The organism is Burkholderia sp. KJ006 (assembly GCF_000262695.1).
GTDB lineage: Bacteria > Pseudomonadota > Gammaproteobacteria > Burkholderiales > Burkholderiaceae > Burkholderia > Burkholderia vietnamiensis.
This window is the reverse complement of record NC_017920.1, coordinates 2,406,621-2,429,433: the sequence shown is the minus strand read 5'-3', so window position 1 is coordinate 2,429,433 and position 22,813 is coordinate 2,406,621. Positions and strand designations below refer to the sequence as shown.

At 69.7% G+C, this 22,813-nt stretch carries 26 protein-coding genes, 1 other RNA gene, 1 pseudogene and 1 riboswitch; of the genes and pseudogenes, 13 read left to right on the top strand and 15 right to left on the bottom strand.

The window, feature by feature from the left end; genetic code table 11:
• The first annotated feature begins 12 nt into the window (after positions 1-12).
• From MYA_RS10940 to MYA_RS10930, 3 genes are read left to right on the top strand one after another with little or no spacing between them, the layout of a single operon-like run.
• Entirely contained in the window at positions 13-1,524 is a 1,512-nt protein-coding gene (locus tag MYA_RS10940) for a leucyl aminopeptidase (protein WP_011885736.1), read from the top strand.
• 34 nt (positions 1,525-1,558) lie between these two features.
• Positions 1,559-1,975 carry a DNA polymerase III subunit chi gene (locus MYA_RS10935; RefSeq protein ID WP_011885735.1) on the top strand — a complete coding sequence of 139 codons (417 nt, stop codon included), beginning with the start codon at positions 1,559-1,561 and terminating at the stop codon, positions 1,973-1,975.
• Between the two features lie 25 nt (positions 1,976-2,000).
• Positions 2,001-2,750 carry a DUF2486 family protein gene (locus MYA_RS10930; protein WP_011885734.1) on the top strand — a complete coding sequence of 250 codons (750 nt, stop codon included), beginning with the start codon at positions 2,001-2,003 and terminating at the stop codon, positions 2,748-2,750.
• A gap of 145 nt (positions 2,751-2,895) precedes the next feature.
• On the opposite strand, the gene MYA_RS10925 is transcribed toward MYA_RS10930, so the two are convergent.
• On the bottom strand, positions 2,896-3,225 hold the full coding sequence (locus MYA_RS10925) for a c-type cytochrome (RefSeq protein ID WP_011885733.1): 330 nt from the start codon (positions 3,223-3,225) through the stop codon (positions 2,896-2,898).
• A gap of 161 nt (positions 3,226-3,386) precedes the next feature.
• Between MYA_RS10925 and MYA_RS32115 the strand changes: the two are divergent.
• Together MYA_RS32115 and lgt are read left to right on the top strand one after the other, a co-directional pair.
• Positions 3,387-3,784, top strand: a pseudogene (locus tag MYA_RS32115) (LysR family transcriptional regulator); the annotation flags it as partial.
• 88 nt (positions 3,785-3,872) lie between these two features.
• Entirely contained in the window at positions 3,873-4,763 is an 891-nt protein-coding gene (gene lgt, locus MYA_RS10920; RefSeq protein WP_034192612.1) for a prolipoprotein diacylglyceryl transferase, read from the top strand.
• A 157-nt stretch (positions 4,764-4,920) separates the two neighbouring features.
• Here lgt and MYA_RS29660 read toward each other — a convergent pair.
• From MYA_RS29660 to MYA_RS10900, 6 genes are all read right to left on the bottom strand, one after another.
• Positions 4,921-5,738, bottom strand: a protein-coding gene (locus tag MYA_RS29660; protein ID WP_085954470.1) for an IS5-like element IS402 family transposase whose coding sequence is annotated in 2 segments (ribosomal slippage) — positions 4,921-5,390 and positions 5,390-5,738 — 819 coding nt in all. Because the reading frame shifts where the segments join, the coding sequence is not laid out codon by codon here.
• 87 nt (positions 5,739-5,825) lie between these two features.
• Complete coding sequence (locus tag MYA_RS10915; protein WP_011885732.1) at positions 5,826-6,566, bottom strand: SIMPL domain-containing protein; 741 nt, start codon at positions 6,564-6,566, stop codon at positions 5,826-5,828.
• Between the two features lie 180 nt (positions 6,567-6,746).
• A complete protein-coding gene (locus MYA_RS10910; protein WP_011885731.1) occupies positions 6,747-7,208 on the bottom strand; it encodes an EVE domain-containing protein in 462 nt (153 codons plus the stop codon).
• A gap of 70 nt (positions 7,209-7,278) precedes the next feature.
• Positions 7,279-7,460: non-coding RNA, 6S RNA (gene ssrS / locus MYA_RS29655), on the bottom strand.
• A gap of 92 nt (positions 7,461-7,552) precedes the next feature.
• Positions 7,553-7,867, bottom strand: a complete 315-nt coding sequence (locus MYA_RS10905; protein ID WP_011885730.1) for a cell division protein ZapA — start codon at positions 7,865-7,867, stop codon at positions 7,553-7,555.
• Complete coding sequence (locus tag MYA_RS10900) at positions 7,864-8,214, bottom strand: hypothetical protein (RefSeq protein WP_011885729.1); 351 nt, start codon at positions 8,212-8,214, stop codon at positions 7,864-7,866. The genes MYA_RS10905 and MYA_RS10900 overlap by 4 nt, the downstream gene beginning before the upstream one ends.
• Positions 8,215-8,379: 165 nt before the next feature.
• Positions 8,380-8,634: riboswitch (cobalamin riboswitch) on the top strand.
• A 480-nt stretch (positions 8,635-9,114) separates the two neighbouring features.
• Here MYA_RS10900 and MYA_RS10895 point away from each other — a divergent pair.
• From MYA_RS10895 to cobC, 5 genes are read left to right on the top strand one after another with little or no spacing between them, the layout of a single operon-like run.
• Complete coding sequence (locus tag MYA_RS10895; RefSeq protein ID WP_011885728.1) at positions 9,115-10,113, top strand: FecCD family ABC transporter permease; 999 nt, start codon at positions 9,115-9,117, stop codon at positions 10,111-10,113.
• Positions 10,110-10,907 carry an ABC transporter ATP-binding protein gene (locus MYA_RS10890; protein ID WP_011885727.1) on the top strand — a complete coding sequence of 266 codons (798 nt, stop codon included), beginning with the start codon at positions 10,110-10,112 and terminating at the stop codon, positions 10,905-10,907. Before MYA_RS10895 ends, MYA_RS10890 begins: the two co-directional genes overlap by 4 nt.
• A gap of 55 nt (positions 10,908-10,962) precedes the next feature.
• A complete protein-coding gene (gene cobT, locus MYA_RS10885) occupies positions 10,963-12,018 on the top strand; it encodes a nicotinate-nucleotide--dimethylbenzimidazole phosphoribosyltransferase (protein WP_014723471.1) in 1,056 nt (351 codons plus the stop codon).
• The gene (locus MYA_RS10880) at positions 12,011-12,784 is read left to right on the top strand and encodes an adenosylcobinamide-GDP ribazoletransferase (RefSeq protein WP_011885725.1); all 774 of its coding nucleotides are present in this window, start codon (positions 12,011-12,013) and stop codon (positions 12,782-12,784) included. Before cobT ends, MYA_RS10880 begins: the two co-directional genes overlap by 8 nt.
• Positions 12,769-13,353, top strand: coding sequence for an alpha-ribazole phosphatase (cobC, locus tag MYA_RS10875; RefSeq protein ID WP_011885724.1), 585 nt, complete (start codon positions 12,769-12,771; stop codon positions 13,351-13,353). The genes MYA_RS10880 and cobC overlap by 16 nt, the downstream gene beginning before the upstream one ends.
• A gap of 45 nt (positions 13,354-13,398) precedes the next feature.
• On the opposite strand, the gene MYA_RS10870 is transcribed toward cobC, so the two are convergent.
• The 4 genes from MYA_RS10870 to cobU are packed head-to-tail and all read right to left on the bottom strand — an operon-like array spanning position 13,399 to position 16,817.
• Positions 13,399-14,310, bottom strand: a complete 912-nt coding sequence (locus MYA_RS10870; protein WP_014723470.1) for a cobalamin-binding protein — start codon at positions 14,308-14,310, stop codon at positions 13,399-13,401.
• Complete coding sequence (cobD, locus tag MYA_RS10865) at positions 14,307-15,326, bottom strand: threonine-phosphate decarboxylase CobD (RefSeq protein WP_014723469.1); 1,020 nt, start codon at positions 15,324-15,326, stop codon at positions 14,307-14,309. The genes MYA_RS10870 and cobD overlap by 4 nt, the downstream gene beginning before the upstream one ends.
• Positions 15,319-16,263 carry an adenosylcobinamide-phosphate synthase CbiB gene (gene cbiB / locus MYA_RS10860; protein ID WP_014723468.1) on the bottom strand — a complete coding sequence of 315 codons (945 nt, stop codon included), beginning with the start codon at positions 16,261-16,263 and terminating at the stop codon, positions 15,319-15,321. Before cbiB ends, cobD begins: the two co-directional genes overlap by 8 nt.
• On the bottom strand, positions 16,257-16,817 hold the full coding sequence (cobU, locus tag MYA_RS10855) for a bifunctional adenosylcobinamide kinase/adenosylcobinamide-phosphate guanylyltransferase (RefSeq protein WP_011885720.1): 561 nt from the start codon (positions 16,815-16,817) through the stop codon (positions 16,257-16,259). The genes cbiB and cobU overlap by 7 nt, the downstream gene beginning before the upstream one ends.
• Before the next feature lie 94 nt (positions 16,818-16,911).
• Here cobU and MYA_RS10850 point away from each other — a divergent pair, with 94 nt between their 5' ends.
• From MYA_RS10850 to MYA_RS10840, 3 genes are all read left to right on the top strand, one after another.
• A complete protein-coding gene (locus MYA_RS10850) occupies positions 16,912-18,411 on the top strand; it encodes a cobyric acid synthase (RefSeq protein ID WP_041493878.1) in 1,500 nt (499 codons plus the stop codon).
• A gap of 279 nt (positions 18,412-18,690) precedes the next feature.
• A complete protein-coding gene (locus MYA_RS10845) occupies positions 18,691-19,092 on the top strand; it encodes a DoxX family protein (RefSeq protein ID WP_014723466.1) in 402 nt (133 codons plus the stop codon).
• 138 nt (positions 19,093-19,230) lie between these two features.
• Positions 19,231-19,890 (top strand): ParA family protein, encoded by a 660-nt coding sequence (locus MYA_RS10840; RefSeq protein ID WP_011885717.1) that lies wholly within the window; start codon positions 19,231-19,233, stop codon positions 19,888-19,890.
• A 191-nt stretch (positions 19,891-20,081) separates the two neighbouring features.
• Here MYA_RS10840 and panD read toward each other — a convergent pair whose 3' ends face one another.
• The 4 genes from panD to MYA_RS10820 all read right to left on the bottom strand — a co-directional run bounded on the left by panD (position 20,082) and on the right by MYA_RS10820 (position 22,665).
• A complete protein-coding gene (gene panD, locus MYA_RS10835; RefSeq protein ID WP_014723465.1) occupies positions 20,082-20,468 on the bottom strand; it encodes an aspartate 1-decarboxylase in 387 nt (128 codons plus the stop codon).
• A 39-nt stretch (positions 20,469-20,507) separates the two neighbouring features.
• The gene (gene panC, locus MYA_RS10830) at positions 20,508-21,347 is read right to left on the bottom strand and encodes a pantoate--beta-alanine ligase (protein WP_041493877.1); all 840 of its coding nucleotides are present in this window, start codon (positions 21,345-21,347) and stop codon (positions 20,508-20,510) included.
• Positions 21,348-21,599: 252 nt separating this feature from the next.
• Complete coding sequence (locus MYA_RS10825; RefSeq protein ID WP_011885714.1) at positions 21,600-22,472, bottom strand: segregation and condensation protein A; 873 nt, start codon at positions 22,470-22,472, stop codon at positions 21,600-21,602.
• Between the two features lie 4 nt (positions 22,473-22,476).
• Complete coding sequence (locus MYA_RS10820; RefSeq protein ID WP_011885713.1) at positions 22,477-22,665, bottom strand: DUF3460 family protein; 189 nt, start codon at positions 22,663-22,665, stop codon at positions 22,477-22,479.
• Between the last annotated feature and the right edge of the window lie 148 nt (positions 22,666-22,813).

Genomic DNA, 22,813 nt, shown 5'->3' with positions numbered 1-22,813 from the left:
AGGACAAGCGCGATGGACTTTAGCATAAAAGGCTGTGATTGGAGCAAAGGCGAGGCCAAGGGGTTCCTGACCGGGAAGTCCGATTGCATCGTACTCGGCATCTTCGAGGCGCAAACTCTTTCGGGCGCGGCGCTCGACATCGATACGGCCACCAAGGGGCTGATCTCGCGCGTGGTGAAGGCCGGCGACATGGACGGCAAGCGCGGCAAGACGCTGTTCCTGCCGGAGGTCTCGGGGATCGGCGCATCGCGCGTGCTGCTGGTCGGTCTCGGCAAGCAGGATGCTTTCAATCAGAAAGCCTATAACGATGCGGCTACGGCCGCATGGCGCGCGCTGCTGGCGACCAAGGTCGGGCAGGTCACGTTCACGCTCGCGCAGCTGCCGGTCGACGAGCGCGGCTCCGACTGGGGCGTGCGCGCCGCGATTCTCGCGCTGCGCAACGAAACGTACCGCTTCACGCAGATGAAGAGCAAGCCGGAGCCGGCGTCGCACGCGCTCAAGCGCGTCGTGTTCAGCGTCGATCCGTCCGACGAAAAGGCGGCGAAGCTCGCGGCGAAGCAGGCCGTCGCGCTGGCCAACGGGATGGACCTCACGCGCGATCTGGGCAATCTGCCGGGCAACGTGTGCACGCCGACCTATCTCGGCAACACCGCGAAGAAGCTCGCGAAGGATTGGGGCCTGAAGGCCGAGGTGCTCGGGCTCAAGCAGATCCAGGCGCTGAAGATGGGCTCGTTCCTGTCGGTCGCGCGCGCATCCGTCGAGCCGCCGCAGTTCATCGTGCTGCACTACCAGGGCGCCGCGGCGAAGGCCGCGCCGGTCGTGCTGGTGGGCAAGGGCATCACGTTCGACACCGGCGGCATCTCGCTGAAGCCGGGCGAAGGCATGGACGAGATGAAGTACGACATGTGCGGCGCCGGTTCGGTGCTCGGCACGATGCGTGCGGTCGCCGAAATGGGCCTGAAGATCAACGTCGTCGCGATCGTGCCGACCTGCGAGAACATGCCGGGCGGCAACGCGACGAAGCCGGGCGACATCGTCACGAGCATGAAGGGCCTGACGATCGAAGTGCTGAACACCGACGCCGAAGGCCGTCTGATCCTGTGCGACGCGCTCACCTATGCGGAGCGCTTCAAGCCGGCCGCGGTGATCGACGTGGCGACCCTCACGGGCGCGTGCGTGATCGCGCTCGGCGGCCACAACAGCGGCCTGTTCTCGAAGGACGATGCGCTCGCGGGCGAACTGCTCGACGCATCGCGCGAAGCGAACGATGCGGCGTGGCGCATGCCGCTCGACGACGAATACCAGGATCAGCTGAAGTCGAATTTCGCCGATATCGCGAACATCGGCGGCCGGCCGGCCGGCGCCGTGACGGCGGCGTGCTTCCTGTCGCGCTTCACCGAAAGCTACCCGTGGGCGCACCTGGACATCGCCGGCACCGCATGGAAGAGCGGCGCGGCGAAGGGCGCGACGGGCCGTCCGGTGCCGTTGCTCGCGCAATTCCTGATCGACCGCGCCGGGCAGTGATGGCCGGTCACACGACGATGCGGGCGAGCGGGCAATGACGCGAATCGATTTCCATTCGAACGTCGGCGATTCGCTCGCGTATGCATGCCGGCTGCTGCGCAAGGCCTATCAGGCCGGGCAGCCGGTCGTCGTGCTCGCCGAAGCCGCGCGCCTGCGCGCGCTCGACGAGCGGTTGTGGACCTTTTCGCCGCTCGACTTCATCCCGCACTGCAGCGTGGACAGCCCGCACGCGGCCGCCACGCCGATTCTGCTCACCGCCGATCTCGACCAGGCGCCGCATCATCAGGTGCTGCTGAACCTCGGCGCGACGGTGCCCGCGCAGTTCGCGCGCTTCGAGCGCCTGCTCGAAGTGGTCGGCAACGCGCCCGACGAGCTGGCTGCGGGCCGCGACCGCTACCGCTTCTACCGCGATCGCGGATACGCGCTGAACAATTACAAGCAGGGCAGCTAGCCGAAACCGGCGACGGAGCGTTCCCGTGACACAAGCCGAACCATTCTCGATCCCGACGCTGACCGACGTGCTGGTGCCCGGCAAGCCGGTGCCGGCCGCGCCGTCAGTGGGCGACGCACGATCGCGCGACGATGCCGACATTCCGGTGCTGAACGACATGATTGCGCGCGGCCGAACGGCAGCGTTCGACGCGCTCGATCACGACACGGTGGGCACCGAGGCGGTGATCGTCGAGCCGGTGCCGACGCCGTATCTGCCGACCGTCGAGCTGCCCGGCGACAGCGATGCGCCGGCGCAACCGGCCGCGGCCGGGCACGTGGTGGCCGAGGAAGCGGCCGCCACGCCGGCGCCGCTGCGCTCGGTCCTGGCGGACGATGCGCCGTCGCAGCCCGAGCTCGCCGCGGCGCCGCTCGACGACGCGACACTGCCGCAGGCACTCGTGCCGGCTGCGGCCGCTGCCGCGGCGCTCGCGGATCGACCGGCCGACGCGTCGCCGCCGCCGCTGGGCGCGCCCGCCGCCGCGGCGGCGCTGACGCCCGAGGACGCGCAGCATATCGCCGAGCGTTTGCGCGACCGGCTCACGAACTATTTGACCGGTGCCGGGCGCGACGCGATCGAGGCGCGCTGTCGCGACGCGCTGCACGACCACACGGCCTGGCTGGTCGGCCAGATCACGCGCGAAGTCGCGCTTGCGTTGGAAACCGAAGTGATGGAATGGGTGCGTGACGCGGTCGACGAAGAGATCGATCGTCGCCGCGCCGGTCATTCGGGCTGAGCGGCCGGCACGCGGCGTGTGTAGTCGTTTCGGGTAACGCGCTGCGCGGCTAGGATGACGCGCGCGGCCTGCTGCGCGGCGGCGTGCCGGAGCGGCCCGCGTCGCACGACGCCGCCGCGCGCGCCGGGTTGTGCCCGGAATTGCGTTAACGCAGCGACAGCACCCATTGCGCGAGCGTGTGCGCTTCGGCGCTCGTGAGCTGCGTATTGGCGGGCATCGGCACGCCGCTCCACACACCGACGCTGCCCTTCACGATCGACTGCGCGAGGTAGTCGGCCGCATCGGCGCGCGCCGCGTACTTGCCGGCGATGTCGCGGAATGACGGACCCATCAGTGGCTTGTTGACCGCGTGGCACGCCATGCAGTTCTTGCGTTGCGCGAGTGCGAGCCCGTCGCCGGCCGGCTCGGCGTGCGCCGCCGCTGCGCCGGCCGCCAACAGCGCCGCGAGCAGCGCGGCGGATATCGTCTGTTTCATGCAGTCCTCCGCCGGCGCGAACGGCCGGCTTCACGGTCCGCGCATTATAAGAGCAAAGGGAACGCGCGTTTTGCGCGTTTCCCGAGTCGGGGCGCGCTACGCGGTCGCAGGTACGGTGCGCTGTATCGTGACGGTTGTCGCGCTGCGGTATGGCGGGCGAGGTGGCCGTGATGGCGAGGTCGGTGGGCGCGGCGCCTGCCGCCGGCGCTGACGAAGCCGAAGCCGAAGGGCCAGTGCGCTCGACCGACCTCGCCGCGTCGCGACGCGTGATCTCCCGGCTTCGTTTGGCACCCGGCTTTTATGACATCATTACGGCCTGCTACGGTGCAGCCGGGCAAACCCGCCGATCGACCCGCAGGCGATTCAGATGCAGACGATCGTCAGCCTCGTGTCGGCCGGCCTGGATGTCGCACGGATGCCGCAGTCGCTGCGTAACCTGCGGCGCACCGGCGTGCTCGACGCGCCGGTCGTCGACGCGCGGCTCGTGTGGTGCACCGGTGACGTCGGCGCGGTGCTCGCCCGCTTCGTCGATGTCACGCGTGCACGGAGTCGCCGCGCGATGCGAACGATGGCGCGTCGGCGCCGTCCAACGCGCGGTGCGTGCCCTGTGCGAGCCGTACCGCATTCGAAAACTTCATCGCGAACTCATGATCATTCACCCGAATTTCGACCCCGTAGCGATCCATCTCGGCCCGCTGGCCGTGCGCTGGTACGGCCTCATGTATCTCGTCGGCTTCATCGCGGCGATCGTCGTCGGCCGGGTCCGCCTGAAGCTGCCGCACGTCGCGGCGCAGGGCTGGACCGCGAAGGACATCGACGACATGATGTTCTACGGCGTGCTCGGCACCGTGCTCGGCGGCCGGCTCGGCTACGTGCTGTTCTACAAGGCCGACTTCTACCTGTCGCACCCGCTCGACATATTCAAGGTATGGGAAGGCGGGATGTCGTTTCACGGCGGCTTTCTCGGCGTGACGCTCGCGATGATCCTGTTCGCATGGCAGCGCAAGCGGCACTGGCTGCAAGTGACCGACTTCGTCGCGCCGATGGTGCCGACCGGGCTTGCGGCCGGGCGGCTCGGCAACTTCATCAACGGCGAGCTGTGGGGCCGCGTGACCGATCCGAGCGCGCCGTGGGCGATGCTGTTCCCGGGCGCGATGCGCGACGACGCCGCATGGCTGCCGAAGCACCCGGCGCTCGTCGAGAAGTGGCATCTCGCCGACGTGTTCATGCAGTACCAGATGCTGCCGCGCCATCCTTCGCAGCTCTATGAAATCGCGCTCGAAGGCGTCGTGCTGTTCTTCGTGCTGTTCTTCTTCTCGCGCAAGCCGCGGCCGATGGGCGCGGTGTCGGCGCTGTTCCTGATCGGTTACGGCCTCGCGCGCTTCACCGTCGAGTTCGCCCGCGAGCCCGACGATTTCCTCGGCCTGCTCGCGCTCGGCCTGTCGATGGGGCAATGGCTGTCGCTGCCGATGATCGTCGCCGGCATCGCGATGCTGGTGTGGGCGTATCGTCGCCGTGGAGCGAATGCGGCTGCGTGACATGCGTGCCGCGTGACGCGCGACGCCACGCCGACGGGCTCGCCACACGTGCTCGTCGCATGCAGATGCTCGAACGAAAAACGCCGGCCCGAGGGCCGGCGTTTTCGCATCTGCGCGGCGTTGCGCGCCGCGCGTTGCTTCGTGCTTAGAGACGGTTTCATAAAGACTGATCGGCCCGCCGAAGGGTATTCCAGCAGATCAGACAGCAACCGAGTTTGAGGAACGCGCCGTGAATGTCTGCACGGCGCTCGAAACGAATACGGAGACGACGGAAGTGATGCAGCCAGGCATGCGTGCGTTCGACGACCCAGCGATATTTGCCAAGGCCGCTGCCATGTTCGGTACGGCGCTTGGCGATCACTGGCTCGATACCGCGATCGCGCAACGCGCGCCGATGTCGCTCGGAGTCGTAACCGCGATCCGCGTAGACCACACGCGGCCGCTGCAATGGGTGGCCACGCAATCCGCGGATCGGCGGAATCGCGTCGATCAGCGGCAGCAATTGCGTGACGTCGTTGACGTTCGCGCCGGTCAGGATCGCGGCGAGCGGCGTACCGTTGGCGTCGGTGACGATGTGGTGCTTGGAACCGGGTCGCGCGCGATCGGTGGGGTTTGGCCCAGTTTTTGGCCTGCCCCAACGGCGCGAATCGATGATGAATCGACGGCGGCTCGTGAGAAGTCGATCTGGTCCGCTGCGCGCAGCTTTGCGAGCAGTAGCTCGTGCAAGCGATCCCAGACACCGGCTGCTTGCCAATCGCGCAGCCGGCGCCAACATGTCACGCCCGAGCCGCATCCCATCTCGGCCGGCAGGTCGCGCCAGCGTAGTCCGGTCTTGAGAACGAACAGGATGCCGGTCAGCGCGGCGCGATTCGAAACAGGCAGGCGGCCCGGGTTCTTCTCGCGCCGCGGCTTGGGTGGCGGCAGTAACGGCTCGATCAGTGTCCACAATTCATCGTCGATGATCGGCTTGGCCATCTCCTCAGTCTCGGTTGTTCCGATGCCTGAGGTTAACAGCTCACCGCGAAAGTTAACAGCCCCACGGGGCCTTTTTGAAACCGTCTCTTACTTCATCTGCACCGAACCGTTGACCGTGACCGACACGGTGGCCTTGCCGCCTTCGACGGAAATCGGCGCGCTCATCTTCGCGTTGTCCATCGGCGCCGCGGCCATCGCCATCATGCGCGGATACGGCTGCACGTTGCGGCTGCCGCCGACGTTCACGTCGCGGATCGAGTAGCTGCTGTAGCCGAACGCCTTCGCGGCTTCGTCCGCGCGTGTGCGGAACGACTTGATCGCTTCGGTCGTCAGCTTCTGCTCGGCCGCGCGCTGCGCTTCGGGCGACAGCGAGAATTCGACGTTCGCGATCTGCATCTGGTTCGACAGCTGGCCCGCGAGCTTCGACGCGGCCGCGAAGTCGCGCGACTCGAGCACGACTTCCGTGCGGCCGCGCCATGCGGAAATCTTGCCGTCGCGATCGGTGCTCGGATAGACGGAGAACGCACCAGTATGCGCGGTGACGCCCGACACGCCCTTCGCCTGCGCGAGCGCGGCGTCGGCGCGCTGGTTCAGCGTAGCCGTCAGGCTACCGGCGTCCTTGGCCTGCTGTTCGTAGAACAGCGTGATATGAATGATGTCTTGCGGCACGTCGGCGCTCGCCTGCGACGACAGCGACAGCACGCCGGCCGGCTCCGGAAAATGCGGGTTGGCGGTTTGTGCGTGTGCGGCCGGCGACGCGAGCGTCAGCGCGACGGGCACGGCGGCGGCGAGCGCGAGCGACAGCGCGAGAGCGGATTTCTTGGTCATTGTTGGACTCCTTGTGCGAGAGCGCGCATGCGGATCGCGCGTGCGCGACGCGGGCGTACCGCGCGACGAAAAAACGGCCGTCGGCCCGTTCGGGCGACGGCCGTTGCTTAGGCTGCGCAAGCGCGCCGCGAGTTCCTCGACGGCCGCGCGTTCTGACCGGATTTGACCTTCGATGCGCGACTACTTCATCAGCCTTTCGGTGATGAAGCGCCATTCGGCGCGCGTGACCGGCGTGATCGACAGCCGGTTGCCGCGCGCGAGCACGCGCATGTCGGCGAGCTCGTCGTGTTCGCGCAGCGCGGCGAGCGGCACGAGCGCCGACTTCTTCACGAAGCGCACGTCGACGAGCAGCCAGCGCGGCGTTTCGTGCGTCGACTTCGGGTCGTAATACGGGCTCTTCGGATCGAACTGGGTCGGGTCGGGGTAGGGCGCCGATGCAACTTCGGCGAGGCCCGCGATGCCCGGTTCGGGGCAACTCGAGTGATAGAACAGCACGCCGTCGCCGATCTTCATCGTGTCGCGCATGAAGTTGCGCGCCTGATAGTTGCGCACGCCGGTCCATGGCAGCGAGCGCTGCGGTGCGTGTGCGAGATCGTCGATGCTTGCTTCGTCCGGTTCGGACTTCATCAGCCAGTATTGCATGGATCGTGATCGACGCAGAAAGGGCTGTTGCAAAAGGAAACGGCATCGGGACAAGCCCGATGCCGTTGAATAGGCCCCCGCCTTGGCCGCTAGGCCGGCATCCTGAACCTGGGGTTCAGAATTGGTCGCAGTTAGCAGCACATCGGGTACATCAGACAGAGTGACGCGCGCGCCCGTGCTACAAATTTCCGCAACCGTGCACATGGCATTGGTTCAAGGAATATATGACCTTGGCGAACCAGGCAGGGAAGCTGACTAAACTGTGTTTCGTTGCGCCAATTTGAACACCGTTGATCGCCGAGATCAAGGGGAATCGACACAACAATCAAACGTTACTGCGCTTGTTACTGCGTCTCGTGCTGTGCGAGCACAGCGCCGAGCTGTTCGTTCATCTGGTGCATTGTACGACGGATTTCCTCGGCCGGAAATGCTTCACCGTGCCGCACGCTCGTTTGCAGCCGCAGCAATTCGGACGCGAGCGACAGCGCGGCCATCACCGCGATGCGATCGGTGCCGCGCACCGAGCTGTTCGCGCGGATCTTCGACATTTCGGCATCGACGCGCGCGACGGCCTCGAGCAGTGCCGCTTCGGTCTCGGCCGAACAGGCGAGCCGATACGGCTGACCGAGAATCGAGACTTCGATCTGCTTGGTGCTCATGCATGTTCTCCGTGGCTGGCCGCGTCGTCGCTATCGGGGCGCGCCTGCCCGTCCAGCAGGTCGAGCTGGTTGTCGGCTTGCTCCACGCTCTTCGTGCGCGGCAGCTTCTCGAGGATCGCGTTCAGTTTGACCTGGGCGTCGTCGATCTTTGCCGACAGCGTGTCGCGCTCGGCCGCAAGCGCATTGCGTTCTTCGCGCAGCTGCGCGAGTTCCGCACGGACCGTGTCCGCGTCCGCGCGCAATTGCGTGACCTGCTCCTCGAGCGCGAGCCGTTCCGAGTGATAGCGCTTGTTCAGCGAAATCAGACGGCCAATATTTTGAGATAAGGTTTCGAGTTCGTTGAGCATCTGCTGCGTCCTCTAAAGACCCAGCATTTTAGCGCGGAATACCCCGCTTTCCGACATCTGTAACGTTTCCAGTCGTAACACCCCGGCTTCTTGCCGCGAATATGCGCATCCGACGCATGCGCCGCGTGCGTGCCGACGCTTTCTTGACGCTCGCGCGGCCCGCTCCTAAACTGGCGCGGCCTCGGTGCTCGCGCGTGCGTCGCGCGGTTAAACGGGAAGCAGGGCGTGCGCTTCGCCAGGAGCTCGCCAACCTGCGCTGCCCCCGCAACGGTAAGCGGCCGCGTCGTACGACGCAGGCCGGCTCGGGCGCGTTTCGCATGCAGCTTGCGCATGCGGGCGCGGGCCACTGCGCGCGATGCGCGCGGGAAGGCGAGCCGGCACGCCGTCAGCCCGGATACCGGCCGAGACGAGGAGCCCGTCGGGCTTCATGACGCGCGCGCTGCGGGGAAGCAGGGTGCGCAGCGCTTCACGGGAACTGTCTTCGATGCCGACCCCAATCATTCGCACGACGCTGCGCATGCCGCCGCGTGCCGTGTGCCGCCGTCACGTTGCGTGCGGCCAGTGCGGCTGCGCCGGGCTCGGCGAGTTCGGCGAGTGCGGCGGCCTCGCACGCGAGCGCGATGCCGCACGACCGGCAAGCGCGCGAGGCGCGAGCGTGCGCGCGACGCCGTGCGCGCGGACCGGCCGTTCGATGGATCTCGACCGTCACGGGCCGGCGTCGCCGAAGTGCGGCGCAGCAACTCGCCGTACGGGGGCCGGCAACCTGCACATCGGTTCGACACGTCGCAGCGCGACGTCCGTTCGGCGTTCGCCTCGGCGCAACGCAATCTCCGTCATGCGTTCGTCTCACCGCAGCGCCACGCGCGTGTGCCGCTGCTCGACCCTCGTCGGATGCGGCGCATGAATGCCGCGCGTGCCGTCGCGATCTGGACCACGCTCGCCGGCGTGGTGGCGCTGCTGTTCGTCGCGTCGCTGTCGATCGGCAGTGTGCCGATGTCGCCGTGGCAGGCGCTCGCATCGCTCGTGTCGCACGGCGGCGACGCGCTGTTCGCCGACATCGTGCGCACGTTGCGCTTGCCGCGCGCGCTCGCGGGTTTCGCGTGCGGCGCGCTGCTCGCGCTGGCCGGCGCGCTGCTGCAGGTGCTGCTGCGCAACCCGCTCGCGGAACCGTACGTGCTCGGCGTGTCAGGCGGCGCGGCCGGCTTCGCGCTCGTCGCGATGATCGCCGGCGCCGCGTGGTGGCTCGTCGATGCATGCGCGTTCGCGGGCGCGCTCGTGTCGGTCACGCTCGTGCTCGGCCTGGCGCGCCGCGAATTGCGGCGCGGCGACTCGCGCGATGCATCGCCGCGGCTGCTCCTTACCGGCGTCGTGATTGCGGCCGGGTGGGGCGCGCTCGTCACGCTGCTGCTGTCGCTCGCGCCCGACGCGCGGCTGCGCGGCATCATCTTCTGGCTGACCGGCGACCTGAGCGGCGTGAGCGCGCCGTGGTTCGCATGGGGCGCGTTGCTGCTCGCCGCCGCGGCGGCGCTGCCGGCCGCGCCGCAGCTGAACGTGATGTTGCGCGGCGACGCGACCGCGCTGGCGCTCGGCGTGCCGGTCGCGCGCGTGCGCGTGCGCATTTACCTGGTCGCGTCGCTGGCCGCCGCGGCCGCGGTGACGACGGCCGGCACGATCGGCTTCGTCGGCCTCGTCGTACCGCATGCGCTGCGGCTCGCGTTCGGCAACGACCAGCGCATGCTGCTGCCGGCCGCGATGCTCGCGGGCGGCGGCGGCGTGATGGCGGCCGACCTGCTCGCGCGCACCGCGATCGCGCCCGCGCAATTGCCGGTCGGCGTGATGACCGCATTGATCGGCGTCCCGGTGTTCCTGTGGATGCTGCTGAGGAGGCCGCCGCGATGACGCACGCTGCCGACGCGGATTGCACGGCGCTCGCGCTCACGCTCGAGGCCGGCGAGCGGACGCTGCTCGACGGCTTCACGCAGGCGTTCCGGCCGGGCGAGATCTGGTGCGTCGCCGGGCCGAACGGCGCCGGCAAGACGACGCTGCTCGCGACGCTCGCGGGTTTGCAGCAGCCGGCCGGCGGGCACGTCGAGTACGACGGCCGGCCGCTCGCGGCATGGCAGCCCGAGCAGCTCGCACGCCGCCGCGCGCTGATGCCGCAGCAACTGCACGACGCGTTCAGCGCGACGGTGTTCGATACGGTTTTGCTGAACCGTTTCCCCTATCTGGGCGGCTGGGGATGGGAGCGCGACGGCGACCGCGCCGCGGCGCGCGATGCGCTCGCGACGTTCGGGCTCGCCGCGCTCGCCTCGCGCGACGTACTGTCGCTGTCGGGCGGCGAGCGGCAGCGCGTCGCGCTGGCTGCGACGCTGTGTCAGGACGCGCCGCTGCTGCTGCTCGACGAACCGCTCGCGCATCTCGACCTGCATCACCAGATCGACGCGCTGACCGCGCTCACCGCGTGGGTCGACGCAGGCCCGCGCACGGTGCTGTTCTCGTGTCACGACCTGAATCTCGCGCGCCGCTTCGCGACTCACGCGCTGTTGCTCGACGGCCGCGGCCATGCGTGGGCGGGCCGCGTGCACGACGTGCTGACGCCTGCGCGCGCGAGCGATGCGTTCGGCTATCCGCTCGTGCTGATTCGCGAGAACGGCCGCGACGCGCTGCTGCCGGCGTGGCCCGAGCGACGATGATTCACCTTCCTTCTTTCGCACGCGGCACCGGCCGCGCCAACGAGGCACTTTCCCGATGACGAACCCGACCGACTTCCCGCCCGCGCTCGCGCTGCTCGACGCTACGCTGCGCGAGCGCCTGCAGCACGTGATCGATCACAAGACCAAGCCGCCCGGCAGTCTCGGCCAGCTCGAGGCGCTCGCGTTGCAGCTCGCGCTGATCCAGCGCACCGAGCGGCCGCAGGTGCAGCGTCCGGTCACGATCGTCTTCGCCGCCGACCACGGGATCGCGGCCGAGGGCGTGAGCCCGTATCCGCAATCGGTCACCGCGCAGATGGTCGCGAACTTCCTGGCCGGCGGCGCCGCGATCAACGCGTTCGCGGGCGTCGCGCAGAGCGTGCTGGAGATCGTCGACGCGGGCGTCGCGTCGCCGCTGCCGGCGTCGGAGCGGCTCGTGTCGCTGCCGATCGCGCGCGGTACGCGCAACTTCGCGCTCGAGCCCGCGATGACGCTCGACGAAGCGAACGCGGCGCTCGCCGCCGGCGCCGCGCGGGTCCGCCAGCACGCAGCGCTCGGCACGAACGTGATCGGCTTCGGCGAGATGGGGATCGCGAACACGTCGTCGGCCGCGTGCCTGATGAGCCGCCTGCTCGACGTGCCGATCGATGCGTGCGTCGGGCGCGGCACCGGCCTCGACGACCAGGGGCTCGCCCACAAGCGCGCGGTGCTCGGCCGCGCGCTCGCGCGGCATGCGCATGCGATCGCGCCGCTCGACGTGCTCGCCACGTTCGGCGGCTTCGAAATCGCGATGATGACCGGCGCGTATCTGGCCGCCGCGAGCGAGCGGATGACGATTCTCGTCGACGGGTTCATCGCGACGTCCGCGTTGCTCGTCGCGGAACGCATCGCGCCCGGCGTGCGCGACTACTGCGTGTTCTCGCACGCGTCGCACGAAGCCGGGCATCGGCGCATGCTCGAGCATTTCGGCGCGAAGCCGCTGCTCGCGCTCGACCTGCGGCTCGGCGAGGGCACGGGCGCCGCGCTCGCGCTGCCGCTGGTGCGCGCGGCCGCCGCGTTCCTGACCGAGATGGCGAGCTTCGAATCCGCAGGCGTCGACGATCGTGATGCGTGAGCGCGCACGCGGCGTGCGCGCGGAACTGCGCTACTTCTTCGTCGCGCTCGGCTATTTCACGCGCGTGCCGGTGCCGCGCGCGATCGGCTACGCGGCCGGCGATCTCGATCAGGCGGCGCGCTACTTCCCGCTGGTCGGCGCATGCGTCGGCGCATGGGGCGCGCTGGTCTATCTGGCCGCGCTGCGCGTGCTGCCCGCGGCGATCGCGGTCGGGCTGTCGATGGCCGCGACCTTGCTCGCGACCGGCGCGTTCCACGAGGACGGGCTGGCCGACAGCTGCGATGCGTTCGGCGGCGGCTACACGCGCGACGACGTGCTGCGGATCATGCACGATTCGCGGATCGGCACGTTCGGCGCGGCGGCGCTCGTGATCGCGCTCGGCCTGAAATGGCAGGCGCTGGCCGCCATGCCGCCGCTGCGCGCCGCATGGACGATGATCGCCGCGCACGCGGCGAGCCGCGCGGCGGCGGTGAGCCTGCTGATGTCGCTCGACTACGTCCGCCCGGAAGGCAAGGCGAAGCCCGTCGCGCAACGCATGAGCGCGCGCGCGGCCTGCGCCGCCGCGGTGTTCGGGCTGCCGTGGCTGTTCTGGCCGGACTGGCGCGCGGGCGTCGCGGCGTTCATCGCGCTGGCGCTCGTGCGCGCGTGGGCCGCGCGCTACTTCGTGAAGCGGATCGGCGGTTATACGGGCGACTGCCTCGGCTTCGCGCAGCAGCTGAACGAACTGGCGATCTATCTCGTGGTGCTCGGATGGACGTCGTCCTGATTCGCCATCCGGCCGTCGGCGTCGAGCGCGGCGTGTGCTACGGGCGCAGCGACGTGCCGCTCGCGGAATCGGCGGACGCCGGTGCGCAGGCGGTGCGTGCGCGTCTCGCGGCGCTGGGCGCGCCGTTGCCGGAGCAGATCTGGACGAGCCCGCTCGCGCGCTGCGCGTCGGTCGCCGAACGGCTCGCACACGCAGTCGACGCGCCGTTGCGGCCGGACCCGCGCTGGCAGGAGATGGACTTCGGCGCGTGGGAGCTGCAGCGTTGGGACGACATCGACCGCGCCGCGCTCGATGCGTGGGCGGCCGATCTGCTGCATGCATGCGCGCACGGCGGCGAGAGCGTCGCGCAGTTCGCCGCGCGCGTCGCGCAGGTGGCGGCTGCGGTCGAGCAGGCGGGCGTCGCGCAATGGGCGCTCACGCATGCGGGCGTGATTCGCGCGTTCGCCGCGTACGCGTTGCGCGTGCCGCTCGACACGCTGCTCGCGCGACCGGTGCCGACGGGCGGGGTCGTGTGGCTGCGGATGAGCGAGGCGGCCGGTGCGTGGAAGATCGTCCACTGGGACGCGTAGACGCCGCGTGCCGATCTTGGACCGGCGATCGCTCGCGCGCCGCCCTCAATGCGCGGGCCGCCGTGCGCGCGCCGCGTCGAGATCCGCGCACAGCGCGGCCGCGCCCTGCGCGATCCGTGGCGACGGCCGCGTCAGCAGATCGCCGTCGATCGCGAACAGGTTGTTGCGCGCGACGGCCGTCAGCGCGGGCCAGGCACGCCAGCGCGCGAGGCTCGGCAGCGGCGCGTCCGAGCGCGTCGCGCCGGCGCTCGTCGTCACGATCGCTTCCGGATTCGCGGCGAGCACGGCCTCGTCGGTGACGGTCGGCGCGAGCGGCTCGAGCGCGGCGAACACGTTGCGGCCGCCGCACAGCGCAATGACGTCGTTGAACAGGTGCGCGCCGTTGAGCGTGGTCAGCGGCCGGTCCCATACCTGAAAGAACATCGTGACGGCCGGGCGCGCCGCGTAGCGTGCGCGCAGTGCCGCGATGTCGCGCGAGTACGCGGCCGCGGCCGCATCGGCGGCAGCGTTGGTGCCCAGCAGCGTGCCGAGCCGGTGCAGCGACGTCGCGACGTCGTCGAGATGCTTCGGCTCGCTGAAGAACAGCGGAATGTGCAACGCACGCAGCGCATCGGTCTGCCGCTCGGCGTTGCCGTGCCGCCAGATGACGATCAGGTCGGGTTTGAGCGCGGCGATCCGTTCGAGGTCGAGCGCCTTGTTGTCGCCGACGCGCGGCACCGCGCGCGCGGCGGGCGGATAGTCGCTGTACGTCACGGTGCCGACCAGCTTCGCGCCGCCGCCGGCCGCGTAGATCAGTTCGGTCGCGTGCGGCGCGAGGCTGATCACGCGTTGCGCGGGCGCCGGCAGCGTGACGGTATTGCCGGCGTCGTCGTGGGCCGTGACGTCGGCGCGCGCGATCGGTGCGAACGCAACGATCGCCGCGAGCGCGGCCGGGACGCGCCACACGGCGGCGCTCATGCGGATGCCCGGTGCAGCATCGGCACGCACTGCGCGAGCGCATGCGCGAGGCGCTGCCATTGCGCGTCGTTGCCCGGCAGGCCGACGCGCACGCTCGGATGCGCGGCAAAGTACCGGGTCCAGATGCCTTGCGCGGCGAGCGCCTCGTGCAAGGCGGCTGCGCGCGGATCGTCGGTCCAGCTGAACAGCGGCGTCGCGCGCACCGCGAAGCCGTGTGCGCGCAGCAGCGCGGCGAGTCGTTCGCCGTCGGCCGTGAGCCGCGCGCGCGCGGCGGCCTGCCAGGCGCGATCGGCGAAGGCGGCCGTGACCGCGTGACGGGCCGGGCCGTTGACGGTCCACGCGCCGAGCATGTCGCCGAGCGCGGCGATCCGTTCCGGCTGCGCGAGCACGAAGCCCGCGCGGATCCCGGCGAGCCCGAAGAACTTGCCGACCGAGCGCAGCACGACGAGGCCGGGGCGATCGACGTGCGCGGCGAGCGACGGCGTCGCGCCCGTATCGGCGAACGCCTCGTCGACGATCAGCGTGCCGCCGCGCGCCGACAGCTGCGCATGCCAGCCCAGCAGTCGCTCGACCGGCACCGCGTCGGCGGTCGGATTGTTCGGGTTCCCGACGATCGCGTGCAGCAGCGTCGCGGGCAGGCGGTCGGCTTCGATGTCGAGCGCGACGATGCGATGGCCGTGACGCGAGAACGCTGGCGCATATTCGCCGTAGGCGAGCGCCGCGACGGCGGCGTCGCCGGGCGGCAACAGCGCGGGCAGCGCGCGGATCGCCGCCTGGCTGCCGGCGACCGGCAGCACGTGCGCGGCGTCGGGCGCGTGATAATAAGCGGCCGCGCGTGCGGCGAGCGCGTCGCCGTCGTCGGGCAGGCGGCGCCATGCGTCGGCGGGCACCGGCGGCACCGGATAGCCGACCGGATTGATGCCGGTCGACAGATCGAGCCACGCGTCGTACGGAATGCGATGGCGACGCGCGGCTTCGTGCAGGTTGCCGCCGTGCGTGATACGTGCGTCAGACATGATGGGTAGCGAGGATGAGCGCGCCGCTCGCGACCAGTAGCGCGAGCCACAGGGCGAGCGTACGCGTGACGAGCGACAGCGCGGCCGCGACGTGGATGGCCGACGCCGGCGCGCCGGTGCCGAGCGTCGGGCGCTCCTCGAGCGCGCCGTGATAGACGGCCGGGCCGCCGAGCCGCACGTTCAGGCTGCCGGCGCCGGCAGCCATCACGGGCCCCGCGTTGGGGCTGTCCCAGTGGCGCGCCTGCGTGCGCCAGCAGCGCCATGCGGCGGCCGTGTCGCCGAGCAGCGCATAGCTCGCCGCCGTCAGTCGTGCGGGAATCCAGTTCAGCGCATCGTCGATGCGCGCGGCGGCCCAGCCGAAGGTCAGGAAGCGCGGCGTGCGATAGCCCCACATCGCGTCGAGCGTGTTCGCGAGCCGGAACAGCAGCGCGCCGGGGCCGCCCGCGACGATGAACCAGAACAGCGCGCCGAAGATCGCGTCGTTGCCGTTCTCCAGCGCCGATTCGACGGCCGCGCGCGACAGCGCGCCTTCGTCGGCGTCGCTCGTGTCGCGCGAGACGATGCGAGCGGTCAGCGCGCGCGCGGCGGCGAGATCGTGTCGCAGCAACGCGGCGGCGATCGGCGCGACGTGCTCGCCGAGGCTCTTCGCGCCGAGCGCGAACCACAGCAGCGCGACGTGCAGCGCGGCCGCGAGCGGCCACGGCAGCACGCTCGCGAGCCACGCGGCGACGGCCACCGGCGGCAGCACGGCCGCGCCCCACGCGGCGACGCCGACGATGCGGCCGCGCCGGCCCGTGTTCAGCGCGGCCTCGATGCGCGCGGCGAGCCGGCCGAACGCCACGAGCGGATGCCAGCCGGCCGGTTCGCCGATCAGCCGATCGACCAAGGCGGCGGCGACCGCGAGCACGGCGACGACCGGCAGCGACAGCATCAGCATGACGGCGCTCCGGCCTTGATCGTCAGCGGCAGCCCGGCGACCAGCAGCGTCACGCGCGTGGCGAGCGCGGCGATGCGCTGATTGAGCCGCCCGAGTTCGTCGACGTAGCGGCGGGTGACCGAGCCGAGCGGCACGACGCCGAGCCCGATTTCGTTGCTGACGACGATCACCTTCGCGCGCGTCTCGCACAAGGCGCGCTCGAGCCGCTCGACCTCCGCCGTGTACTGCGCGTCGTCGAGCGGCTCGCCGTCGAGCGGGCACAGCAGATTGGTGAGCCACAGCGTCAGGCAGTCGACGAGCACGCATGCGTGCGGATCGTCGAGCCGCGCGAGCGTGCCGGCGAGATCGACCGGCGCGGCGGCGAAGCCCCAGTCGGCCGGCCGGCGCGCGCGGTGATGGGCGATGCGGCGTTCGAATTCGGCGTCGTCGGCGCTTGGCGTCGCGGTCGCGACATAGGTGACGGGGCGGCCGCTGTCGGCGGCGAGACGCTCGGCGTGCGCGCTCTTGCCCGAACGCGCGCCGCCGAGGACGAAGGTGAGGTCGTGCGGAATCATCGCGTGATTGTAACGGCGCGCGCAGCACGACGCGGGCGATAATGCCCGCTTTGTGTCGCCACGATTTTTCTTCCCGATCCCCACGATTCCCACGATGAACGCACCCGAACCGCCGCGCGGCACGTTGATGATCCAGGGCACGACCTCCGACGCGGGCAAGAGCACGCTGGTCGCGGGCCTGTGCCGTCTCGCGCGGCGCGCGGGCGCGCGCGTCGCGCCATTCAAGCCGCAGAACATGGCGCTGAACAGCGCGGTGACGGCCGACGGCGGCGAGATCGGCCGCGCGCAGGCGCTGCAGGCGCTCGCGGCCGGCGTGGCGCCCCATACCGACTTCAACCCGGTGCTGCTGAAGCCGACCAGCGATCGCGGCGCGCAGGTGATCATCCACGGCGCCGCGCGGATGAACCTCGATGCGCGCGCGTATCACGACTACAAGCCGGTCGCGTTCGACGCGGTGCTCGAGTCGTATGCGCGCCTGCGCGACGGCTACGACACGGTGATCGTCGAAGGCGCCGGCAGCCCGGCCGAGATCAACCTGCGCGACGGCGACATCGCCAACATGGGGTTCGCCGAACGCGTCGATTGCCCGGTGGTGCTGGTGGCCGACATCGACCGCGGCGGCGTGTTCGCGCATCTGGTCGGCACGCTCGCGTGCCTGTCGGACAGCGAGCGTGCGCGCGTGCGCGGCTTCGTGATCAACCGCTTCCGCGGCGACATCGGACTGCTCGAGCCGGGGCTCGACTGGCTGCGCGCGCAGACGGGCAAGCCGGTGTTCGGCGTGCTGCCGTACCTGCACGGGCTGCTGCTCGACGCCGAGGACATGCTGCCGCGGCAGGCGCGCAGCGCCGCCACGCGCGACGGCGCGGGCGTGCTGCGGGTGGTGGTGCCGGCGCTGCCGCGCATCAGCAACCATACGGATTTCGATCCGCTGCGTGCGCATCCGCAGGTCGAATTCACGTACTGGAAGAGCGGCCCGGTGCCGGCCGCCGATCTGCTGATCCTGCCCGGCTCGAAGAGCGTGCAGCGCGATCTCCAATGGCTGCGCGACGCGGGCTGGGACATGGTGATCCGCCGGCATCTGCGCTATGGCGGCAAGGTGATCGGCATCTGCGGCGGCATGCAGATGCTCGGCCGCACGCTCGACGATCCGCTCGGCCTGGAAGGCGCGCCGGGCAGCGTGCCGGGTCTCGGGCTGTTCGATTTCGACACGACGCTGCTGCCGCACAAGACGCTGAAGAACGTGACCGGCCAACTGGTGCTGCCCGGCGCGCCCGCCGTGTGCGGCTACGAGATCCACCTGGGCGACACGCGCGGCCCCGCGCTCGCGGCGCCGGCGCTGCAGCTGGCGGCGGACGATGCAGCGGGCGGCAGCCGCGCCGACGGCGCGCTGTCCGCCGACGGCCAGCTCCTCGCCACCTACGTGCACGGCCTGTTCGACACGCCCGCTGCGTGCGCGGCACTGCTCGCATGGGCGGGGCTCGACGGGGTGGAGCGCATCGATTACCCGGCGCTGCGCGAGGCGTCGATCGAGCGGCTCGCCGATTCGTTCGCCGAGCACCTCGACCTGCGCGCGCTGTACGCGGAATTTCGCTGACGGGGCCGAGGGCGGGCGCCGCATGGTGCGTGCGTCCGCGTTCGGCTTGGCCGGGCGGGAGTTCGGTGCGGCGGGTGCCGCATGGTGCGACAGCGGCGGCGCGGAGGCCGTCGCGCGGCAGAGGGCACAAGGCACAACCGGCCACGGCCCACTCATGCCCCCTTTTGCGGGCCAATTCGTTCCTGTCGAGAATCATTCAAAGCCATATCGCGCATTTATCGGTGAAATAGCTTCGAATAGAGTGCGATCCATCGTCATCCACTCACAAAGGAATCCGCCATGAACCCCACCCGTCTGCAAGATCTCGGCGCGACGCTGCTGCGTGTCGCGCTCGGCGTGCTGTATCTCGCGCACGTCGCACAGAAGGTGTTCGTCTTCACGCTGCCCGGCACCGCGCAGTTCTTCGCGTCGATCGGCCTGCCCGGCTGGCTCGCGTATCTGACGACGGCCGTCGAGCTGGCCGGCGGCCTCGCGCTGCTCGCGGGCGTGCGCGTACGGACTGCCGCGCTCGTGCTGCTGCCGTTCATGCTCGGCGCGGTGTGCGCGCATTTGCCGAACGGCTGGAGCTTCGCGTCGCCGCACGGCGGTTGGGAATATCCGGCGTTCTGGGCCGTCACGCTGGCCGTCCAGGCGCTGCTCGGCGGCGGCGCGTTCGCGCTCGGCGCGCCGCGCAGCGCGTAACCGCGTAACCGCGCGCCGCCCGCGTCGGCTCCACCGGTTTCGGTGATGCCCCGTTTGCCGATATCATCGCTCCCTGTATCCGCAATCGAGCGGCGCCTGCCGGACGGTGGGCGCCGCGCGGCTTTTTCGGGGGAATTCATGACGGTCATCGTGGTGGCGAATCCGAAGGGCGGCGTCGGCAAGAGTACGCTGTCCACCAATCTTGCCGGCTATTTCGCGGCGCAGGGCGCGTGGGTCGCGCTCGCCGATCTCGACCGGCAGCAGTCGGCGCATGCGTGGCTCGATCTGCGGCCGGCCGGGCTGCCGCAGATCGAGGCGTGGAATCTCGACCCCGACGCGCCTTCGAAGCCGCCGCGCGGCCTCGAATATGCGGTCATCGACACGCCGGCCGGGCTGCACGGCAACCGGCTCGACGTCGCGCTGCGGCTGGCCGACAAGGTGATCGTGCCGCTGCAGCCTTCCATGTTTGATATTCTCGCGACCCAGCAGTTTCTGGAGCGCCTCGCCGGCGAGAAGGCCGTGCGCAAGGGCAGCGTCGAGGTCGGGATCGTCGGGATGCGGGTCGACGCGCGCACGCGCTCGTCCGACCAGCTGCACCGTTTCGTCGAAGGGCTCGGGCTGCCGGTGCTCGGCTACGTGCGCGACACGCAGAACTACGTGCAGATCGCCGCGCACGGCCTGACGCTGTGGGACGTCGCCAGGAGCCGCGTCGAGAAGGATCTCGAACAGTGGCGGCCGATCGTCGAATGGGCCGAGCGTCGCGCGCCGAAAGCGGAAAAGGCCGCCCGCGCGTCGTGAGTCGGCCGGCCGCGCCGCGTCGGCGGCAGGCGGGCGTCACCCGCCTGCCGGCTCGTTCAGTGACGCTCAGCGAAGCTCGGCCGAATGACGAAGGGCCTGATCCGGCAGCGTGCCCGATCAGGCCCTTCGTGCCTCGGCGGCGCAGCGGCCGCCTCGGGCAAGCCGCTGCGACGTGCCGGCGGCCGTGCGCATCAGGTCCAGCTCTGTGTCGGGACGTGATCGCGGTGGCCCTTGATCTTGTTGCCTTCGTCGATGAACACGAGCTTGGGCTTCCAGCCGGCCTGCAGCTCGGCTTCATCGACCATCGCGAACGCCGCGATGATCACGAGGTCGCCGAGTTGCGCGCGACGCGCGGCCGAACCGTTCAGCGAAATCATCCCGCTGCCGCGCTCGCCCTTGATCGCGTAGGTCGAGAAGCGCTCGCCGTTGTTGATGTTCCAGATGTCGATCCGTTCGTTTTCGATCAGGCCGGCCGCTTCGAGCAGGTCTTCGTCGATCGCGCACGAGCCTTCGTAGTGCAGCTCGCAGTGCGTGACGGCCGCGCGGTGGATCTTCGATTTGAGCATGTGGCGATGCATGGTATCTCCGTGATGCGTGACAGGCGGCGGCGCGGCCGGTCAGATTTCCAGGTTGTCGATGAGGCGCGTCGCGCCGAGTTTCGCGGCCGCGAGCACGACGAGCGGCTCGCCCGCCTCGAGCTCGGCGGCGCTCGGCGCGATCAGGTTCGCGCGGCGGCGGATCGCGATGTAGTCGGGCGCCCAGCCGCGTTCGGCCAGATACGCGCGGGCGTGCTGCTCGAGCTTGCCGAGGTCGCGCTCGCCGCCCAGCACGCTTTCGCGCACGCGCTGCAGCGTTTTCACGAGCTCGGGCGCCTCGGTGCGTTCGTCGGCCGTCAAGTAGCGGTTGCGCGACGACAGCGCGAGGCCGTCTTCGTCGCGCACGGTCTCGGCCGCGATGATCTCGACCGGCAGCGCCAGCTGCTGGCACATGCGGCGCACGATCATCAACTGCTGGTAGTCCTTCTTGCCGAACACGGCCACGCGCGGCTGCACGCACGACATCAGCTTCGTCACGACCGTGCATACGCCGGCGAAGAAGCCGGGCCGGAACTCGCCTTCGAGGATGCCGCCGAGGTCGTCGGGCGGCAGCACGCGATACTCCTGCGGCTCCGGATACATGTCGCGCTCGGTCGGCGCGAACAGCACGTAGACGTTTTCGTTCTGCAGCTTCTCGATATCGTCCTGCAGCGTGCGCGGATATTTGTCGAAATCCTCGTTCGGACCGAACTGCAGCCGGTTGACGAAGATGCTCGCCACGACCGGGTCGCCGTGCTGGCGCGCGAGGCGCATCAGCGACAGGTGACCTTCGTGCAGGTTGCCCATCGTCGGCACGAACGCCGTGCGGTTCTGGCCGCGCAGCTGGTCGCGCAGTTCCTGGATCGAGCTGATGACTTTCATGATCGGGTAGCGGGTTCCTCGCGCATGCGCGCGTTGGCGCCGCAGCAGCGGCGTCGGGGTCGAAGCGGAGCACGCCGGTGCGCGGGCGGCGCATCGGGCGTCGGCGGATTGTAGAGGATTTGGCCGCCGCACGCACCGCAAAGAGAACGGTCGTTCACTTTTTATCCGGGCATGGCGCGGCGGGGCGGCGCGGGTGTGAGCGCGCTCGATGCTGCATTGCAGGGGAGGCGGGGCGCCGTGACCGTGCCGGAATCAGGCGGGCAGGTAGGCGAGGCGCACGTAGATCGGCGCGAACGGTTCGGGTTGCGTGATCTCGACGAGCGATTCGCGCGCGAGCTCGAGCATCGCGATGAAGTTCACGACGACCACCGGCACGCCGCGCGACGTGTCGAACAGCTCGGCGAACTCCATGAAGCGTGCATTCTGCAGCCGGCGCAGGATCAGGCTCATGTGCTCGCGCACCGACAGCTCCTCGCGCGAGATCTTGTGATGCTGGACGAGCTTCGCGCGCTTGAGCACGTCGGCCCACGCGGCGCGCAGGTCGTCCGAGTTCACGTCGGGAAAGCGCGGCGTGATGCTCTGCTCGATATAGACCTCGGCGCGCAGGAAGTCGCGGCCGAGCTGCGGCAGTTGATCGAGGCGCTGCGCGGCGAGCTTCATCTGCTCGTATTCGAGCAGCCGGCGCACCAGCTCCGCGCGCGGATCCTCGGCTTCCTCGCCGGTGTCGGCCTTCTTGACCGGCAGCAGCATCCGCGACTTGATCTCGATCAGCATCGCGGCCATCAGCAGATATTCGGCTGCCAGCTCGAGATTCGACGTGCGGATCTGGTCGACATAACCGAGGTATTGCGCGGTGACCTGCGCCATCGGGATGTCGAGCACGTTGAAGTTCTGCTTGCGGATCAGGTACAGCAACAGGTCCAGCGGGCCTTCGAAGGTCTCGAGGAACACCTCGAGCGCATCGGGCGGGATGTACAGATCCTGCGGCAGCTTGAAGAGCGGCTCGCCGTACAGACGTGCGAACGCCGCGACACCGTCGACGGTGTCGGGCGTCGAATCGGCGCCCGCGGGCGCGGCGATCGCGTCGTCCTTGCGGGCGGCGCTGGCCTCGTCGGCGGCGCTCACGTCGTCAGAAGTTCTGGTAGTAGACGTAGGACGTTTGCTTCACGCGCGATTCCTGCTGCTCGGCGCGCTCGTCGAGGTCGATCGGCTGCTTGTCCCACAGCAGGGCACGACCCTTGCGTTGCTCTTCCTCGAGCGTCGGCTTCTGTTGCTTGAGCTGGTTCAGGAACTGCGTGACGTCGGACTGGTACGGCATGGCTTGGCTTTCCGTTTCTGGCGGCGCACGATGCGCCGGATTCGCGATGGCGGGATTTTACCGCATAGCGGGGAACAGCCGGTGTCAATCGCACGTCGAACGCGCTGGCCGGGCTGCCGGCCGCCGGCGTTGCGTGCAAGCATCAAAG

What these genes read in the sequence shown, in the direction of transcription:
- MYA_RS10940 (WP_011885736.1), top strand. Translation starts at nt 13, where the DNA reads ATGGACTTTAGCATAAAAGGCTGTGATTGGAGCAAAGGCGAGGCCAAG.
- MYA_RS10935 (WP_011885735.1), top strand. Translation starts at nt 1,559, where the DNA reads ATGACGCGAATCGATTTCCATTCGAACGTCGGCGATTCGCTCGCGTAT.
- MYA_RS10925 (WP_011885733.1), bottom strand. Translation starts at nt 3,225, where the DNA reads ATGAAACAGACGATATCCGCCGCGCTGCTCGCGGCGCTGTTGGCGGCC.
- lgt (WP_034192612.1), top strand. Translation starts at nt 3,873, where the DNA reads ATGATCATTCACCCGAATTTCGACCCCGTAGCGATCCATCTCGGCCCG.
- MYA_RS10915 (WP_011885732.1), bottom strand. Translation starts at nt 6,566, where the DNA reads ATGACCAAGAAATCCGCTCTCGCGCTGTCGCTCGCGCTCGCCGCCGCC.
- MYA_RS10910 (WP_011885731.1), bottom strand. Translation starts at nt 7,208, where the DNA reads ATGCAATACTGGCTGATGAAGTCCGAACCGGACGAAGCAAGCATCGAC.
- MYA_RS10905 (WP_011885730.1), bottom strand. Translation starts at nt 7,867, where the DNA reads ATGAGCACCAAGCAGATCGAAGTCTCGATTCTCGGTCAGCCGTATCGG.
- MYA_RS10900 (WP_011885729.1), bottom strand. Translation starts at nt 8,214, where the DNA reads ATGCTCAACGAACTCGAAACCTTATCTCAAAATATTGGCCGTCTGATT.
- MYA_RS10895 (WP_011885728.1), top strand. Translation starts at nt 9,115, where the DNA reads ATGAATGCCGCGCGTGCCGTCGCGATCTGGACCACGCTCGCCGGCGTG.
- MYA_RS10890 (WP_011885727.1), top strand. Translation starts at nt 10,110, where the DNA reads ATGACGCACGCTGCCGACGCGGATTGCACGGCGCTCGCGCTCACGCTC.
- cobT (WP_014723471.1), top strand. Translation starts at nt 10,963, where the DNA reads ATGACGAACCCGACCGACTTCCCGCCCGCGCTCGCGCTGCTCGACGCT.
- MYA_RS10880 (WP_011885725.1), top strand. Translation starts at nt 12,011, where the DNA reads ATGCGTGAGCGCGCACGCGGCGTGCGCGCGGAACTGCGCTACTTCTTC.
- cobC (WP_011885724.1), top strand. Translation starts at nt 12,769, where the DNA reads ATGGACGTCGTCCTGATTCGCCATCCGGCCGTCGGCGTCGAGCGCGGC.
- MYA_RS10870 (WP_014723470.1), bottom strand. Translation starts at nt 14,310, where the DNA reads ATGAGCGCCGCCGTGTGGCGCGTCCCGGCCGCGCTCGCGGCGATCGTT.
- cobD (WP_014723469.1), bottom strand. Translation starts at nt 15,326, where the DNA reads ATGTCTGACGCACGTATCACGCACGGCGGCAACCTGCACGAAGCCGCG.
- cbiB (WP_014723468.1), bottom strand. Translation starts at nt 16,263, where the DNA reads ATGCTGATGCTGTCGCTGCCGGTCGTCGCCGTGCTCGCGGTCGCCGCC.
- cobU (WP_011885720.1), bottom strand. Translation starts at nt 16,817, where the DNA reads ATGATTCCGCACGACCTCACCTTCGTCCTCGGCGGCGCGCGTTCGGGC.
- MYA_RS10850 (WP_041493878.1), top strand. Translation starts at nt 16,912, where the DNA reads ATGAACGCACCCGAACCGCCGCGCGGCACGTTGATGATCCAGGGCACG.
- MYA_RS10845 (WP_014723466.1), top strand. Translation starts at nt 18,691, where the DNA reads ATGAACCCCACCCGTCTGCAAGATCTCGGCGCGACGCTGCTGCGTGTC.
- MYA_RS10840 (WP_011885717.1), top strand. Translation starts at nt 19,231, where the DNA reads ATGACGGTCATCGTGGTGGCGAATCCGAAGGGCGGCGTCGGCAAGAGT.
- panD (WP_014723465.1), bottom strand. Translation starts at nt 20,468, where the DNA reads ATGCATCGCCACATGCTCAAATCGAAGATCCACCGCGCGGCCGTCACG.
- panC (WP_041493877.1), bottom strand. Translation starts at nt 21,347, where the DNA reads ATGAAAGTCATCAGCTCGATCCAGGAACTGCGCGACCAGCTGCGCGGC.
- MYA_RS10820 (WP_011885713.1), bottom strand. Translation starts at nt 22,665, where the DNA reads ATGCCGTACCAGTCCGACGTCACGCAGTTCCTGAACCAGCTCAAGCAA.